This window comes from Nocardia sp. CNS-044, assembly GCF_059570515.1.
On record NZ_JCANSX010000005.1, the window covers coordinates 1767865 to 1780745 of the forward strand.

General features: G+C 66.7%; 14 protein-coding genes. All 14 read left to right on the plus strand.

Features of this window, described 5'->3' with window-relative positions:
* Nucleotides 1-4 precede the first annotated feature (4 nt).
* The 14 genes from T333_RS08710 (at nt 5) to murA (ending at nt 12443) form a co-directional block, all read left to right on the plus strand.
* A complete protein-coding gene (locus T333_RS08710; protein WP_354999886.1) occupies nt 5-670 on the plus strand; it encodes an L-threonylcarbamoyladenylate synthase in 666 nt (221 codons plus the stop codon).
* Between the two features lie 16 nt (nt 671-686).
* Complete coding sequence (locus T333_RS08715; protein WP_354999885.1) at nt 687-1844, plus strand: glycosyltransferase family 4 protein; 1158 nt, start codon at nt 687-689, stop codon at nt 1842-1844.
* Nucleotides 1845-1854: 10 nt separating this feature from the next.
* Nucleotides 1855-2313 carry a Cg1360 family ATP-synthase-associated protein gene (locus tag T333_RS08720; RefSeq protein ID WP_354999884.1) on the plus strand — a complete coding sequence of 153 codons (459 nt, stop codon included), beginning with the start codon at nt 1855-1857 and terminating at the stop codon, nt 2311-2313.
* 263 nt (nt 2314-2576) lie between these two features.
* Nucleotides 2577-3407, plus strand: a complete 831-nt coding sequence (atpB, locus tag T333_RS08725) for a F0F1 ATP synthase subunit A (protein WP_097247165.1) — start codon at nt 2577-2579, stop codon at nt 3405-3407.
* A gap of 75 nt (nt 3408-3482) precedes the next feature.
* Complete coding sequence (locus T333_RS08730) at nt 3483-3728, plus strand: ATP synthase F0 subunit C (protein WP_011207590.1); 246 nt, start codon at nt 3483-3485, stop codon at nt 3726-3728.
* Between the two features lie 5 nt (nt 3729-3733).
* The gene (locus T333_RS08735; RefSeq protein ID WP_354999883.1) at nt 3734-4294 is read left to right on the plus strand and encodes a F0F1 ATP synthase subunit B; all 561 of its coding nucleotides are present in this window, start codon (nt 3734-3736) and stop codon (nt 4292-4294) included.
* A gap of 97 nt (nt 4295-4391) precedes the next feature.
* On the plus strand, nt 4392-5201 hold the full coding sequence (locus T333_RS08740; protein WP_354999882.1) for a F0F1 ATP synthase subunit delta: 810 nt from the start codon (nt 4392-4394) through the stop codon (nt 5199-5201).
* Nucleotides 5202-5273: 72 nt separating this feature from the next.
* Nucleotides 5274-6911 (plus strand): F0F1 ATP synthase subunit alpha, encoded by a 1638-nt coding sequence (gene atpA, locus T333_RS08745; RefSeq protein WP_354999881.1) that lies wholly within the window; start codon nt 5274-5276, stop codon nt 6909-6911.
* A gap of 51 nt (nt 6912-6962) precedes the next feature.
* Nucleotides 6963-7934 carry a F0F1 ATP synthase subunit gamma gene (locus tag T333_RS08750; protein WP_354999880.1) on the plus strand — a complete coding sequence of 324 codons (972 nt, stop codon included), beginning with the start codon at nt 6963-6965 and terminating at the stop codon, nt 7932-7934.
* A gap of 25 nt (nt 7935-7959) precedes the next feature.
* The gene (atpD, locus tag T333_RS08755; protein ID WP_067787581.1) at nt 7960-9408 is read left to right on the plus strand and encodes a F0F1 ATP synthase subunit beta; all 1449 of its coding nucleotides are present in this window, start codon (nt 7960-7962) and stop codon (nt 9406-9408) included.
* Between the two features lie 6 nt (nt 9409-9414).
* Nucleotides 9415-9792 (plus strand): F0F1 ATP synthase subunit epsilon, encoded by a 378-nt coding sequence (locus T333_RS08760; RefSeq protein ID WP_067787579.1) that lies wholly within the window; start codon nt 9415-9417, stop codon nt 9790-9792.
* A 186-nt stretch (nt 9793-9978) separates the two neighbouring features.
* Nucleotides 9979-10401, plus strand: coding sequence for a DUF2550 domain-containing protein (locus T333_RS08765; RefSeq protein ID WP_067787578.1), 423 nt, complete (start codon nt 9979-9981; stop codon nt 10399-10401).
* Between the two features lie 95 nt (nt 10402-10496).
* Nucleotides 10497-11078: a cob(I)yrinic acid a,c-diamide adenosyltransferase gene (locus T333_RS08770; protein WP_496424108.1), complete on the plus strand. Its 582-nt coding sequence runs from the start codon at nt 10497-10499 to the stop codon at nt 11076-11078.
* A gap of 84 nt (nt 11079-11162) precedes the next feature.
* Complete coding sequence (murA, locus tag T333_RS08775; RefSeq protein ID WP_354999878.1) at nt 11163-12443, plus strand: UDP-N-acetylglucosamine 1-carboxyvinyltransferase; 1281 nt, start codon at nt 11163-11165, stop codon at nt 12441-12443.
* Nucleotides 12444-12881: the final 438 nt, after the last annotated feature.

Consider the following 12881-nt stretch of genomic DNA (forward strand, 5'->3'; position numbering starts at 1 on the left):
GGCCGTGAGTACCGTCTACGACTGCGCGGATCCCGATTCGCGCGCCGCCGGACTGTCCGCAGCGACCAGCGCCCTGAAGTCCGGGCGACTGGTGGTGATGCCCACAGACACGTTGTACGGCTTGGCGGCCGACGCCTTCGATTCCACCGCGGTGAGCGAGCTGCTCGCGGCCAAGCGCCGCGGCAGGGACATGCCGGTGCCGGTGCTGGTCGGTTCGTGGCACACGATCGACGGACTGGTCTTCTCGGTGCGCCCCCAGGCGCGCGAGCTGATCCGCGCGTTCTGGCCGGGTGGTCTGAGTCTCGTTGTGCAGCAAGCGCCTTCGCTGGCTTGGGACCTCGGTGACACGCGCGGCACGGTGATGCTTCGGATGCCGCTGCACCCGGTGGCGCTGGATCTGCTGCGCGAGGTGGGCCCGCTGGCGGTGTCCAGTGCCAACATCTCGGGCCAGCCGCCCGCCAAGACCGCCGCCGAGGCCCGCGAGCAGCTCGGCAGCCTGGTAGGCGTGTACCTCGACGGCGGTCCCGCCGCACACGCGGTCGCCTCCACCATCGTGGATCTCACTGCGGACCAGCCGCGCGTGCTGCGCGAGGGCGCGGTCCCGGTGGCCGAGATCGCCGAGGTGCTCGGCATGTCGCCGGACGAGCTGACCATCACCCCCGCGCGGTGAGCGGGAGAAAGGTCGCATGATTTCCGGCTCCGGCTCGGTCGTTCCGCTGCGCGAGTTACTGCTCGTCCTGTTGATCTCGGCCACGGTGACCTTCCTCGCCACCGGCGGTATCCGGCTGCTCGCGATCTCGTTCGGCGCGGTAGCGGTGCCGCGCGAGCGGGATGTGCACGTCAAGCCGATCCCGCGGATGGGCGGCGTCGGCATGTACATCGGCGTGGTGGCGGCGGTGCTGTTCGCGCACCAGCTGCCCGCACTGCGCCGCGGTTTCGACTATGCGGTGGACATTCCCGCCGTGCTGGTGGCGGCCACCATCATCGTGCTCGTCGGCATCGTGGACGACCGCTGGGGACTCGACGCGCTCACCAAATTCGCGGGCCAGGTGACGGCGGGCGGCGTGATGGCCGTGATGGGGCTGAGCTGGTACGTCATCTACAACCCGTTCAACAATTCCACCGTGGTGCTCGACGCGCTGCAGGGCGGTCTGGTGACCGTGGCCGTGACGGTGACGCTGATCAACGCGATGAACTTCGTCGACGGCCTCGACGGTCTGGCCGCCGGCCTCGGCTTCATCTGCGCCGCGGCGGTTTTCGTGTTCTCCGTGGGGTTGCTCTACGAGCAGGGCGGCGACGTGAACACCTATCCGCCCGCGCTGCTCGCCGCGGCGCTCGCGGGCGCCTGCGCGGGATTTCTGCCGCACAATTTCCAGCCCGCTCGGATATTCATGGGCGACTCGGGTTCGATGCTGATCGGCTTGATGCTCGCCTCGGTGTCCACCGGCGCCTCGGGTCGAATTCCGCTGCAAGGCTATGGTCCGCGCGACATCGTCGGTCTGCTTTCGCCGCTGCTGTTGGTCGGCGCCGTGATGTTCATTCCGGTGCTGGATCTGCTGCTCGCGATCGTGCGCAGGGTGCGCGCCGGTGTGAGTTTCTCCACGCCCGACAAAATGCACTTGCATCATCGTTTGCTGCAGATCGGCCATTCCCATCGACGCGTCGTCCTGCTGATCTATTTGTGGGTCGGTGTGCTGGCATTCGGCGCCGTCGGCACCTCGTTGATGGACCGCCGAATCGTGGTGCTGCTGATGGCCGCGGGGCTCATCTTCGCCCTCGTCGTGACCGCCGTTCCAGGGCTGCGGCGCGGGGAGGCGGCGGCCGAGCAGCAGGCGTCTGAGTAAAGTCGCAACCGTGACCTTCACTCCGAACCCGATTCCCGGTCCCGACGCGCCGCTGAAGTCGGCGCTGCGCTACGGCCTGATCGGGCTGGCGGTCCTGGTGGTCCTGAGCGCCGCGATCGCGACCGCCGTCGCCGGGCTGCCGGGACTGTGGGGCGCGCTGCTCGGCGCGGCGATCGGCGGCGTGTTCATCCTCACCACGGCCGCGGTCGTGCTCTTCGGCGCGAAGCTGCCGCCGAGCACCGCGGGCCTGGTCATGCTGGCCAGCTGGGTCGGCAAGGTGCTGCTGGTGCTCATCGCGGTGGCGATCCTCAACCAGTTCGATTTCTACAACCGGGTGGCGCTGTTCCTGACCGTCATCGGCGCCCTGGTCATCGTGCTCGGCGCGGAGACGTACGGCGTTCTGCGACAGAAGGTTCCGTATGTCTCGACCACCGCCGGGGACTCCGAACCCGCTTCCGAACAGGAATGACTCACCCCCCTACACAGCGTCGTAGATAACTTGGTAAAGTGTTGGTAAGCAAGTGACCAAGCGAGGGGGGATCACCACGATCCCTCCGAGTACCGCTATGCTTACTGCCGTGCCGGGCTCGAGGGTTCCGGTTCTGCATGTCGACGATGTCGCCGACACACGTACAGACGCCGCCCGAGCGGGATTGCCGCGCAGCTGCTGACGAATTTCGAGCCGACCTGAGTCGACCAAATTGATCGTCAATGTCCGATCGAACCGCGGGAATGACCGTACCCGCGGCCCGAACACGGGAGAGAACGCTGAGCGTCACCACTTTGGCGGCGGGTGAGTTCCACGCGCCGTCGCTAACCGACTTCTTCCCTCCAGCTTTGCTGTTCGAGGGAACGCCGTTCGAACTCGATCGTTTGATGCTGGTCCGGTTGATCATGACCGCCGTGCTCGTCGCCGTCATGCTGCTGGCCTTCCGGAGTCCCCGAATCATTCCGCGCGGCCTACAGAATGTCGCCGAAATCGGTCTGGTCTTCGTCAAGGAGCAGATCGCGGAAGAGGTACTCGGCAAGGAAACCGGCCGCAAGTTCTTCCCGCTGATCGCGACGATCTTCTTCACGGTCCTCTTTCTGAACTTCTCCGGCATCGTCCCGGGCTTGAACATCTCCTCGAACGCCCGAATCGGTATGCCGATCGTGCTCGCGGCGGTCGCCTACATCGCGTTCAACTACGTGGGCATCAAGAAGTTCGGCTTCCTCACCTACATGCGCAGCAGCATCGTGGTGCCGAACGTGCCGCCCGCTCTGCACGTCCTGCTGATCCCGATCGAGTTCGTCTCGACCTTCATCCTGCGCCCGTTCACGCTGACCGTCCGACTCATGGCGAACATGCTGGCCGGCCACATCATGCTGGTGCTGTTCTTCAGCGCGACCTGGTTCTTCCTGTTCGACGCCGCCGCGTGGATGAAGGTGTTCTCGCCGTTCTCGCTGCTCGCGGGACTCGGGTTCACCCTGTTCGAGATGCTGGTCATCTTCCTGCAGGCCTACGTGTTCGCGCTGCTGACCGCCGTGTACATCGGCCTCGCCGAGCACGCCGATTCTCACTGACCGCACTACCCATCACCGGAGACCTGCTACACCGCGCCGCCCGGCGGGTGAGCAACAGAAAGGGAAAGAAGACTCATGAGCCTCTCGTACCTGGCCCAGGAAGCTGCCAACGAGTCGACGCTGAAGGGCCTCGGCGCCGTCGGCTACGGCCTGGCCGCCATCGGCCCGGGCATCGGCGTCGGCATCGTCGTCGGTAAGGCGATCGAGGGTATCGCCCGTCAGCCCGAGCTGCAGGGCACGATCCGTACCAACATGTTCCTCGGTATCGCGTTCACCGAGGCGCTGGCCCTGATCGGCCTCGTCGCCGGCTTCATCTTCTGATTCCGATGTACGAGTTCGCAGTACTCGCAGCGGAGGGCGGAGAGGATGTGAATCCTCTCGTCCCCGAAACGTACGACATCGTCTGGTCGGTGGTCTGCGTCGCGATCATCGCGGTGCTGTTCTACAAGTACGTCATCCCGCGCCTGATCAAGGTGCTGGACGAGCGTGCCGACAAGATCGAAGGCGGTATCGCCAAGGCCGAGGCCGCGCAGGAAGAAGCCCAGCAGACGCTGCAGCAGTACCAGCAGCAGCTGGCGGACGCCCGCCTCGAGGCCGCGCGCATCCGTGAGGACGCGCGCACCCAGGGCCAGCAGATCCTTGCGCAGATGCGCTCGGAGGCCCAGGCCGAAAGCGACCGCATCGTGGCCTCGGGCCACGCCCAGCTGGAAGCCCAGCGCCAGCAGATCCTCACCGAGCTGCGCTCCGAAGTCGGCCGCACGGCCGTCGACCTGGCCGAGAAGATCATCGGTCAGTCGGTTTCGGACGAAGCCAAGCAGGCGGCCTCGATCGAGAAGTTCCTGAGTGAACTCGACGAGACCGACGCCGGCATCGGGGTCGGAAGGTAACCATGTCTGAGCGGGTCAACGGCCGGAGGCGGAAGCGGAGCGTAACCACGCAGGCCGTCCCGTCCAGACGAGATTGGATACAGCGAAAGTGAGAAGCATGTACGCAGCGAGCCGCGAGGCCAGCTCCCGGTCCCGGGAGGCGCTTCGGGCCGCTCTGACCGGAAGCGACAGTGTTGCCGCCACGACGGGCTCGGAACTGTTCGCCGCTGTCGCCGTGCTGGACGACCAGCGTTCGCTGCGTGTTGCGCTCGCGGACGTGTCGGTGCCCGGTTCGGTGCGCGCCGAGCTGAGCGAGCGGGTCTTCGGCGGCAAGGTCAGCCCCGCCACCCTGGCGGTGCTGACCACCGCGGTGGCCCAGGACTGGTCGCGCACCTCCGACCTGGTCGACACCCTGGTGCTGCTCGGTCAGGAGGCCCTGCTGGAGTCGGCCGCGGACAGCGGCAGGCTCGAGGCGGTCGAGGACGAGCTGTTCCGGCTCGGCCGGATCATCGCCGACAACCCCGAGCTGGAGCAGGCGCTGTCCGATCGCGGGAAGCCGGGTTCGGCCAAGCGCGAGCTGATCGCCGGGCTGCTGTCCGGCAAGGCCGAGACCATCACCGTGACTCTTGCGGAGCAGGCGGTGGCCCGGCAGCGGACCGGCCTCGGCCCGGCCTTCGACGAGTTGTCCGACCTGGCCGCAGCCCGGCGTGAGCAGATCGTCGCGCACGTGCGTGCCGCGATCGCCCTGACGCCGCAGCAGCGGGAGCGGCTCGCCGCCTCCCTGCAGCGCATCTACGGCAAGCCGATCACGGTGCACGTCGAGGTCGATCAGAGCCTGCTGAGCGGGCTGGTCGTGCGCGTCGGCGACGACGTGATCGACGGCAGCGCCACCGGCCGACTGGAGCGGCTGCGCCGCGAGCTGGCGTAGTCCGGCTCTGCCGGCCCCGGCACCGGCGCCAACACCGACATTCGAGACCCTTACAGCGAGAGCAGGAAGAACATGGCGGAGCTGACGATCTCCTCCGACGAGATCCGTAGCGCGATCGAGAGCTACACCCAGAGCTACACCCCCCAGACGTCCATCGAAGAAGTCGGTGTCGTCACCGACACCAGCGACGGCATCGCGCACGTCAGCGGCCTGCCCTCGGCTATGGCCAACGAGCTGCTCGAGTTCCCGGGCGGCGTGCTCGGCGTGGCGCTGAACCTCGAGGACCGCGAGATCGGTGCGGTCATCCTCGGCGAGTTCGCCGAGATCGAAGAGGGTCAGCAGGTTCGCCGCACCGGTGACGTGCTCTCGGTGCCGGTCGGCGACAAGTTCCTCGGTCGCGTGGTGAACCCGCTCGGCCAGCCGATCGACGGTCTCGGCGAGATCGAGTCCGAAGAGCGCCGCGTGCTGGAGCTGCAGGCCGCGACCGTGCTGGAGCGCCAGCCGGTCGAGGAGCCGATGGCCACCGGCATCACCGCCATCGACGCGCTGACGGCGATCGGCCGCGGCCAGCGTCAGCTGATCATCGGCGACCGCAAGACCGGCAAGACCGCCGTCTGCATCGACGCGATCCTGAACCAGAAGGCCAACTGGGAGTCCGGCGACCCCACCAAGCAGATGCGCTGCATCTACGTCGCCATCGGCCAGAAGGGTTCCACCATCGCGGGCGTGAAGGCCGCGCTGGAGGAGCACGGCGCGATGGAGTACACCACCATCGTCGCGGCCCCGGCCTCCGACTCCGCCGGCTTCAAGTGGCTGGCCCCCTACACCGGCTCGGCCATCGGCCAGCACTGGATGTACCAGGGCAAGCACGTCCTGATCGTGTTCGACGACCTGACCAAGCAGGCCGAGGCCTACCGCGCCATCTCGCTGCTGCTGCGTCGCCCGCCGGGCCGCGAGGCGTACCCGGGTGACGTCTTCTACCTGCACTCGCGTCTGCTCGAGCGTTGCGCCAAGCTCTCCGACGAGATGGGCGCCGGCTCGATGACCGGTCTGCCGATCATCGAGACCAAGGCCAACGACGTCTCGGCGTTCATCCCGACCAACGTCATCTCCATCACCGACGGCCAGGTCTTCCTCGAGTCCGACCTGTTCAACAAGGGTGTCCGCCCGGCGATCAACGTCGGTACCTCGGTCTCCCGCGTCGGTGGCGCCGCCCAGACCAAGGGCATGAAGAAGGTCGCCGGTTCGCTGCGTCTGGAAATGGCGCAGTACCGCGAGCTGGAGGCGTTCTCCGCCTTCGCCTCCGACCTCGACGCCGCCTCGCTGGCGCAGCTCGAGCGCGGCGCCCGCTGGGTGGAACTGCTCAAGCAGGACCAGTACTCCCCGGTCGCGGTCGAGGACCAGATCGTCTCGATCTTCCTGGTCGACGCCGGCTACTACGACTCGGTTCCGGTCGCCGACATCCGCCGCTTCAACGCGGAGCTGATCGAGGACCTGCACCGCAGCGCGGCCGACGCGTTCAAGTCGATCGAGGGCGGCAAGGTCCTCGACGCCGAGAACGGCGACGCCATCAAGGCGGCCACCGACAAGTTCAAGCAGGGCTTCCTCGCCTCCGACGGCAGCCGTGTGGTGAACGAGGCGGAGGCCGGCGAGCTCGACCACGAAGAGGTCGAGTCGCTGTCGGTCACCCGCAAGCACGTCGAGAAGTAATCGGGCGAGCAATGCGCTATTGGAATCTGGCGAATGAAGGGAGTGTGAACCGTGGCAAGCTTGCGTGAATTGCGCTCCCGCATTCGTGGTGTGAATTCGATCAAGAAGATCACCAAGGCCCAAGAGCTGATCGCGACCTCGCGAATCTCCAAGGCCCAGGCCCGGGTGGCGGCCGCCAAGCCGTACGCGGAAGAGATCACCAAGGTTCTCGCCGAGCTCGCGAGCGCGTCGAAGAACCTGGCGCACCCGCTGCTGACCGAGCGCGCCAACCCGCGTCGCGCCGCCGTGCTGGTGATCACCAGTGACAGCGGCATGTGCGGTGGTTACAACTCCAACGTGCTCAAGCGCGCCGAAGAGCTGATGACCACCCTGCGCGGCGAGGGCAAGGAGCCGGTGCTGTACGTGATGGGCAACAAGGGCCTCACGTACTACACCTTTCGCAACCGCCCGCTGGTCTCGGCGTGGACCGGCTTCTCGCAGCAGCCGAAGTACACCGACGCCTCGGCGGCCTGTGGCCACCTGGTGGACGCCTTCATGGCGGGCTCCGAGGGCCAGGTGCCGCATCCGCACGGCACCGGCGACATCGAGGGCGTCGACGAGCTGCACATCGTGTACACGCGGTTCGTGTCGATGTTGACGCAGACCCCGGAGGTGCGCCGCCTGGCGCCGATCCAGGTCAGCTTCGTCGACGAGAACTTCGACATGGGCGCGGACTCGTTCTCCGATTCGCCCACCGCCGAACCGCAGGCGCAGTACGAATTCGAGCCCGACGCCGATGTACTGCTGGCGGCGCTGCTGCCGAAGTACGTGAACACGCGTATCTACGCGTCGTTGCTCGAGGCAGCGGCATCCGAGTCCGCGGCTCGGCGCACCGCAATGAAGGCGGCCACCGACAACGCCAACGAACTCGCGAGTGTTCTTCAGCGCGAGGCGAACTCGGTGCGTCAGGCCCAGATCACGCAGGAAATCAGCGAAATCGTCGGCGGCGTGAACGCGCTGGCGTCGAGCTCGGACCGCGACTAGAAGCGCAGGAAGAGAACCAATCCAAATGACCGCAGCTGTCACTCAAGACAACACGAGCCGGACCGGCGCCGCCGCAGGCCGCGTCGTCCGGGTCATCGGCCCCGTCGTGGACGTCGAGTTCCCGCGTGGCGCGATCCCCGAGCTGTTCAACGCTCTGAACGCCGACATCAAGCTGGCGTCGGTGGCCAAGACCCTGACCCTCGAGGTCGCTCAGCACCTCGGCGACAACATCGTGCGCACCATCTCGATGCAGCCGACCGACGGCCTGGTCCGCGGCGCGACCGTCACCGACACCGGCAAGCCGATCTCGGTGCCCGTCGGTGACGTCGTCAAGGGCCACGTCTTCAACGCCCTCGGCGACTGCCTCGACGCGCCGGGCACCGGCCGCGACGGCGAGCAGTGGGGCATCCACCGCAAGCCGCCGAGCTTCGACCAGCTCGAGGGCAAGACCGAGATCCTCGAGACCGGCATCAAGGTCATCGACCTGCTGACCCCGTACGTGAAGGGCGGCAAGATCGGTCTGTTCGGTGGCGCCGGTGTCGGCAAGACCGTTCTGATCCAGGAGATGATCACCCGTATCGCGCGTGAGTTCTCCGGCACCTCCGTGTTCGCGGGCGTCGGTGAGCGCACCCGTGAGGGCACCGACCTCCGCCTGGAGATGGAAGAGATGGGCGTCCTCCAGGACACCGCCCTCGTCTTCGGCCAGATGGACGAGCCGCCGGGCACCCGTATGCGCGTCGCCCTCTCGGCCCTCACCATGGCCGAGTACTTCCGCGACGTGCAGCACCAGGACGTGCTGCTGTTCATCGACAACATCTTCCGGTTCACCCAGGCCGGTTCCGAGGTGTCGACCCTGCTCGGCCGTATGCCCTCCGCCGTCGGTTACCAGCCCACGCTGGCCGACGAGATGGGTGAGCTGCAGGAGCGCATCACCTCGACCCGTGGTCGGTCCATCACCTCGCTGCAGGCCATCTACGTGCCCGCCGACGACTACACCGACCCGGCCCCGGCGACCACCTTCGCCCACCTCGACGCGACGACCGAGCTCTCCCGCCCGATCTCGCAGAAGGGCATCTACCCGGCCGTCGACCCGCTGACCTCGACCTCCCGCATCCTGGAGGCCTCGATCGTCGGCGACCGGCACTTCGCCGTGGCCAACGAGGTGAAGCGGATCCTGCAGAAGTACAAGGAACTGCAGGACATCATCGCCATCCTCGGCATGGACGAGCTCTCCGAAGAGGACAAGGTCCTCGTCGGTCGCGCCCGTCGTCTGGAGAAGTTCCTCGGCCAGAACTTCATCGTGGCCGAGAAATTCACCGGCCAGGTGGGTTCCGTCGTGCCGCTGGAGCAGACCATCGACGACTTCGACCGTGTCTGCAAGGGCGAGTTCGACCACTTCCCGGAGCAGGCGTTCAACTCCTGCGGTGGTCTCGACGACGTCGAGGCGGCCGCGAAGAAGATCGCCGGAAAGTAGTCACCGATGGCCGAAATGTCAGTCGATCTCGTGGCTGTCGAACGACTGCTCTGGTCCGGCCAGGCGTCGTTCGTCAGCGCGCAGACCACCGAGGGCCAGATCGGCATCATGCCGGGCCACGAGCCGCTCCTCGGCCAGCTGGTCGAGGGCGGCACGGTGAACATCGTGTCCACCGATGGCGAGCGCATCGTCGCCGCCGTGCACGGCGGTTTCTTCTCGGTCACCGCCAACACGGTGCGGGTCCTGGCCGAGTCCGCGGAGTTCGCCGGTGAGGTGGACGTCGAGGCGGCACGCAAGGTGCTGGCCGACACGTCCGCGACCGAGGAACAACAGCGGGCGGCACAGGCCCGGGTGCGCGCGGTCGAGCAGGTCGCGAGCGCCTGAAGACCCTGACGGGTCGTGAACATCCCCATTGTCGGCGGCGAAGGTATCTTCGCCGCCGACAATGGTATTCAGCCCCAGTTGCTCACCCGTTTGTAGACTCGTGTTTGAATGTCGCAACGGATGGGTATCCGCCGCGGTTCGTGACGCGGATGCCGAGCGAAAGGACGGACAGCATTGCAAACCGGGATGGTTGTCCTGATCATTCTGGTGCTGCTGCTGGTCGCATTGGCGTTGATCTCCGTCTACCGACTGATCATGCTGCGCCGCGGCGGGACCGCTGCGATCCTGCGCGTGCTGCCCGCGAACGGCGGCCAAGGCTGGCGGCACGGTCTCATTCGCTATGACGAGGACCGCCTCGTCTTCTTCAAGCTCACCAGCCTCAAGATCGGTCCGGACGCCACGATTCGGCGCCGCGGCATCGAGGTCGGCGACCGGCGCGGTCCGCGCGGCGACGAGTACGACATCATGACCGACGAGATCATCGTCACCGAGGTGGCCGACACCGAGGGCAACTATGAGCTGGCCCTCGATCGCGGCGCCCGCGCGGCCTTCCTGTCCTGGGTGGAATCGCGGCCTTCGGACCGCACCCGCCGCATGCCCGGTCTGTAGCGAGCGGAGAATTTCATGAGTGAGCGCCAGCGAGCGAATCATCGACACAGCGCGCCCACGCGCGCGACGTGGCCGAGCGTCAGCGAGGGCGCGTCGTGAGCGTGCACCTGACCCGGATCTACACCAGGACCGGTGACGACGGAACCACCGGGCTCAGCGATTTCTCTCGAGTTTCCAAAACCGATCCCCGCCTCGTCGCGTACGCGGACTGCGACGAAGCCAACGCGGCCATCGGTGTCGCGATCGCGCTCGGCGCACCGGACGAGCATCTGCTGACGGTGCTCCGCCAGGTCCAGAACGACCTGTTCGACGCCGGCACGGATCTCTCCACCCCCGTGGTCGCCGAACCCAAGTACCCGCCGCTGCGGATCACGCAGGACTACATCGACCGGCTGGAAGGCTGGTGCGACGAGTTCAATGCCGAACTGGCGCCGCTGAATTCGTTCATTCTGCCGGGCGGCACCCCGCTGGCCGCGCTGCTGCACACCGCGCGCACCGTGGTCCGCCGCGCCGAGCGCGCCGCGTGGGCCGCCGTCGAGGCGCACTCCGAGGACACCAGCGTTCTTCCGGCCAAGTACCTCAATCGGCTGTCCGATTTGCTCTTCATCCTGAGCCGGTACACGAATCCCGAGGGCGACATTCTGTGGCAGCCCGGTGGCGGCAAGAAAGAATCGTGATGCCGACCGTTCGGATCGTGTCGCAGCACACCGGGATCGCGTACACGCGCGTGCGCGCCGCCGGCGGTGGATAAGCTACCCAGTGTGAGCGAACGGTTTCTGGTCACCGGGGGCAATCGGCTCGTCGGCGAGGTCGCGGTAGGAGGCGCTAAGAACAGCGTCCTCAAGCTGATGGCCGCTGCCCTGCTTGCCGAGGGCACGTCGACGATCACGAACTGCCCCGACATTCTCGATGTGCCGCTGATGGCCGACGTACTGCGCGGCCTCGGCTGCGAGGTCGTCATCTCCGACGACGCGCCCGGCGACCGTTCCGTGGTCACCATCACGACGCCCGCCGAGCCGAAGTACCACGCGGACTTCCCCGCCGTGACGCAGTTCCGCGCCTCGGTGTGCGTGCTCGGTCCGCTGATGGCGCGGTGCAAGCGCGCGGTGGTCGCGCTTCCCGGCGGTGACGCGATCGGTTCCCGCCCACTCGACATGCACCAGGCCGGCCTGCGGTTGCTCGGCGCGACCAGCGAGATCGAGCACGGCTGCGTCGTCGCGCGCGCCGACGAACTCCAGGGCGCGCGGATCCGGCTGGACTTCCCGTCGGTCGGCGCGACCGAGAACATCCTCATGGCCGCGGTGCTCGCCGAGGGCGAGACGGTCATCGACAACGCGGCGCGCGAGCCCGACATCGTCGACCTGTGCAACATGCTGGTGCAGATGGGCGCCCGGATCAGCGGCGCGGGCACCTCGGTGCTCACCATTCAGGGTGTGAAGCGACTGCGTCCGACCGATCACCGTGTGATCGGCGACCGCATCGTCGCCGCGACGTGGGGGATCGCCGCGTCCATGACCATGGGCGACGTGCGCGTCACCGGCGTGAACCCGAAGCACCTCTCGCTCGTGCTGGACAAGCTGCGTTCGGCGGGCGCGCGAATCTCCTTCGAGGTGGACGGCTTCCGTGTGGTGCAGCCGGAGCGTCCGCGCGCGGTGAACTTCTCGACCCTGCCGTTCCCCGGCTTCCCGACCGACCTGCAGCCGATGGCCATCGGCCTCGCGGCGATCGCGGACGGCACCTCGATGATCACCGAGAACATCTTCGAGGCCAGGTTCCGCTTCGTGGAGGAGATGATCCGGCTGGGCGCCGACGCCCGCACCGACGGTCATCACGCGGTGGTGCGCGGTATTCCGCGGCTGTCCAGCGCGCCGGTGTGGTCCTCGGATATTCGGGCCGGCGCGGGTCTGGTGCTCGCGGGTCTGGTCGCCGACGGCACCACCGAAGTGCACGACGTCTTCCACATCGACCGCGGTTACCCGAATTTCGTCGAGCAGCTGCAGGCATTGGGCGGTCTGGTGGAGCGGGTCGGGGCGCCTGATTGATCTTGTCCGCGGGCCGGAATCGATCTTGTCCGTAATGGATGTTGATCAAGAGTCGTCCAAAACCCGTATTGACCAGGCGATTTGACATCGTGCAAGCGGCCACGTAACTTTATTCAAGTCAGAGCGACACGGACACCGACCCGGGGCCGAGCGGAGACGCTGAGCCAGGGAAACGAGGTAGGACGAGGAGCGCCTGGCGGTCACACTAGCTCGATTGGGACCCCGATTTGGTTTCGGGTTACTGGCCGCGCTAAGCTGTAAAAGTTGCCTCACCGATTGATCGGGGAATCCCCGGGAGATGGTGTGTGCGTGTGTTCTTTGAGAACTCAATAGTGTGTCGATGAATGTCAGTGCCAAATTTTGAAATTTGGTTCCGGCTCTTCACCCCCCGTGTGGAGGGCTGGACATTTAAGTCAGCTAATTTCCGGCTGGCGATTG

Bases quoted from the DNA above. Each gene is read 5' to 3' on its own strand.
- T333_RS08715 (WP_354999885.1), top strand. From the start codon at position 687: ATGATTTCCGGCTCCGGCTCGGTCGTTCCGCTGCGCGAGTTACTGCTC.
- atpB (WP_097247165.1), top strand. From the start codon at position 2,577: ATGACCGTACCCGCGGCCCGAACACGGGAGAGAACGCTGAGCGTCACC.
- T333_RS08730 (WP_011207590.1), top strand. From the start codon at position 3,483: ATGAGCCTCTCGTACCTGGCCCAGGAAGCTGCCAACGAGTCGACGCTG.
- T333_RS08735 (WP_354999883.1), top strand. From the start codon at position 3,734: ATGTACGAGTTCGCAGTACTCGCAGCGGAGGGCGGAGAGGATGTGAAT.
- T333_RS08740 (WP_354999882.1), top strand. From the start codon at position 4,392: ATGTACGCAGCGAGCCGCGAGGCCAGCTCCCGGTCCCGGGAGGCGCTT.
- atpA (WP_354999881.1), top strand. From the start codon at position 5,274: ATGGCGGAGCTGACGATCTCCTCCGACGAGATCCGTAGCGCGATCGAG.
- atpD (WP_067787581.1), top strand. From the start codon at position 7,960: ATGACCGCAGCTGTCACTCAAGACAACACGAGCCGGACCGGCGCCGCC.
- T333_RS08760 (WP_067787579.1), top strand. From the start codon at position 9,415: ATGGCCGAAATGTCAGTCGATCTCGTGGCTGTCGAACGACTGCTCTGG.
- T333_RS08765 (WP_067787578.1), top strand. From the start codon at position 9,979: ATGGTTGTCCTGATCATTCTGGTGCTGCTGCTGGTCGCATTGGCGTTG.